The 2,523-nt window shown below is 56.9% G+C and carries 3 protein-coding genes and 1 pseudogene; 2 read left to right on the forward strand and 2 right to left on the reverse strand.

What is annotated here, in order from left to right:
• Positions 1–274: pseudogene (locus ACIQ17_RS32945) on the forward strand (hypothetical protein); the annotation flags it as partial.
• Between the two features lie 13 nt (positions 275–287).
• Positions 288–539, forward strand: a complete 252-nt coding sequence (locus ACIQ17_RS32950; RefSeq protein ID WP_398473781.1) for a hypothetical protein — start codon at positions 288–290, stop codon at positions 537–539.
• Between the two features lie 199 nt (positions 540–738).
• Here ACIQ17_RS32950 and ACIQ17_RS32955 read toward each other — a convergent pair whose 3' ends face one another.
• The gene (locus tag ACIQ17_RS32955; protein WP_398473782.1) at positions 739–1,011 is read right to left on the reverse strand and encodes a hypothetical protein; all 273 of its coding nucleotides are present in this window, start codon (positions 1,009–1,011) and stop codon (positions 739–741) included.
• Positions 1,002–1,634 carry a DUF2971 domain-containing protein gene (locus tag ACIQ17_RS32960; RefSeq protein WP_398473783.1) on the reverse strand — a complete coding sequence of 211 codons (633 nt, stop codon included), beginning with the start codon at positions 1,632–1,634 and terminating at the stop codon, positions 1,002–1,004. The genes ACIQ17_RS32955 and ACIQ17_RS32960 overlap by 10 nt, the downstream gene beginning before the upstream one ends.
• Positions 1,635–2,523: the final 889 nt, after the last annotated feature.

A 2,523-nucleotide genomic window follows, 5' to 3' on the forward strand; every position in this document is an offset into this window, starting at 1 on the left:
CGCCTTTCTCTGGAGTTCAGGATACGTGCCCCACCTCTTGACGTATCCAGGCCGAGAGGTGCCATCGCCGATCAAAATTCGTATCGTCTTCGGGGCCTCTAACATTGAACAAGTGGTCGCCGATATTCTGGCATTGACCAAGGTTAATTTTAATGCCTGCATCTTCGGAGATGGACTCCCGGTGACGCTCCGCTTTGCGGACGACATCGGTGAGATCCTTACGGCGATCCCGGAGGTCACCTCAAAACCCCTTATGTTTAGGCATTACATCTAGCTTGGCGCCAGGCATGAACGTCAACAATTTCCAAAGAGTCGGTTCGGTCAGCAATGCGCACGCCGGCAATGACTTCGAGGCCGCCGCGCAAATGTTCTTTGCAACGCAGGGCGTCGCGTTGACGAAGAACTTTTCTGTTCCTATCGGCGTCGGCGAGACCAAGAAGCTCCATCGCTTCGATTTGGGAAGCGAAGACCCGCCTGTACTCGTCGGATGCAAATCCCACACATGGACCCAAGGTAGCACATGCCGAGCGCGAAAATAACCGTGTGGAACGAGGCGATGTACTACTTCCACGTTGCGCCCTCGTCGTATCGCAAGATTTTCTTCGTGCTGAAGCATTACCGCAAGGAACAGAGCCTTGCCGCGTATTACCTCAAGACGCACGGCCATCTCGTGCCGGCTGGCGTGGAACGTCTGCTGCGGAGCGATTGCGTTAGGGGTGTATGCCGCAATCAGGTCAATCACAATTGGTCGAAACTGATCCGCCCCTCGTTGTCCTTCTTGGCCTGAAAGACCTTGATGTCCGGATTGACCGCTTTTGCCTTGTCGACGATGTCCTCTTTGTCTGCATCTGTCATGGCTGCGCCGATTTTGAGCTCGGTGATTTCCTCCAGATGATACGGCAATGTATTCCATGGCTCTTCGCCGGGTGCGATTGGAATGGCAAGGCGGTATTCGCCTTCATGCTGCCAGGGAAGGGTCTTGGCATAGATGATCTTGTTCATCATCGCCAAGGAGCGGGCATCCCGGTCGCCAAAGAGACCACCTGCAACGAACTCCAGCGTGTCGTCGTAAAGCGGAGGCCGCTTCGCTTGATAGACGACGGGCATGACTTTTGAAACTTGGAATCCTTCTCGATGCTCGGTTCGATACGCAGGGAAATACCGGTGTGGTTCCCTGCATAGCCCGACCACATCTTCTCCGAATCCTTATGGGTGGTGACGCACAGGACGCGCCATCCCTGCATGAACTCGTTGACGTCGGCGATCGTCGCTTCAGCGACAGCCCGCATATGCGCCGGATCGTAGGCCCAGTCGAGCCCGCCCTTCTTGATCTCCGCCCTCATCCACTCGGCGAGTTTGGGGTCAGCGCGTAGCAGAGCCTGGATTTGCGCGAGTTTCTCGCGCATCGGCGATGGGCAGGTAGGCCGATTATTCAGATGTTGTAAAATGACATCGAGAATGCCGTCACTTGCACGCTTCAGCGCCGTTTGCAGATCTTCCGGAAAAATCGACTGGATCGTCAGGTCTTCCGTATCGTTGAAGTCCGAGGGCTTCGCATGCCTGAACGTACGATTGCCTAGGGTCAACCTCGCGCCTTCGACATCCATATACTTATAGAGCGGCGGCAACGCCATCGGCTTACCTCGTCAACGGGAGGAGCAATCCGACGGCAAATCTCCCACTTTTCAGACACGACCGAAAGTAGCGCGGCTCGACAAAGTCACCCGACCAGACCTCCGTCCGCGCCTTCGAGGCCTCGCCCTGCGCCGCGCGGTAGCGCCCCTTCGAGTAATAAGCATAGTCGATCGCGAGCCCTCGTCGCACCAGCCACTCTCCAAGGTCGAGGCCCGAGACTTTACAAACGGCCACACATCCTTCCATACTGGTCAGGTCCGCGAGGCTTACAGGCGACCGGCTTACCGTCGATCAGGTCGGCTAGCGCATTGGCCGCAGTCTGGCCGCAGCGATAATCCTTTCCCATACCGTCGCGGACAGTTGCGCGGACGGGGGGCATCGATCCCGAACAGCCGTACGCGCGTGCCATGTAGCTCTATCGTATCGCCATCAACGACGGACGCACGCCCTATCAGGTCCGCGGCGCTTGCAGATGAAGCGAATGCAACGAGATAAGCGAGCACAAGGAAGATTATCCGACTCATTGTTAGATTAGCCGTCAGTTGAGGAAATGAAGCAAGTCCGTTTGGGGGCATCCGGCTTCGCCGGAAACGGGCTCTACTCGCTTCGCTCACCGAGCCGCTGATGGCGTCTCGGCCCTTCGGGTAACGATCGCTGTGCCCCGCGCTATCGCGCGCATTTTGTCCGGGAGGGGATTCGAACCACAGTTCGTAGCACGGGAGCCTAACCGGAACTGCTATCGGACGTCTAAGGTTGGAATTTTCATCAACTCCCGCTTCAACGCGTCGGGCGGAAACTCACCATAGGTGTCGGCGACAGTCTTTCGTCCATGCCCCGTCATTGCATTCAGAATATCAACGGCGAGGCTGTGACGCCGACCGAGTGTTT

This window comes from Tardiphaga sp. (assembly GCF_044340795.1).
In the GTDB taxonomy this organism is placed as follows: Bacteria; Pseudomonadota; Alphaproteobacteria; order Rhizobiales; family Xanthobacteraceae; genus Tardiphaga.

Excerpts from the sequence above, each read along its gene's own strand:
- ACIQ17_RS32960 (WP_398473783.1), bottom strand. The coding sequence starts at position 1,634 with ATGGCGTTGCCGCCGCTCTATAAGTATATGGATGTCGAAGGCGCGAGG.
- ACIQ17_RS32950 (WP_398473781.1), top strand. The coding sequence starts at position 288 with ATGAACGTCAACAATTTCCAAAGAGTCGGTTCGGTCAGCAATGCGCAC.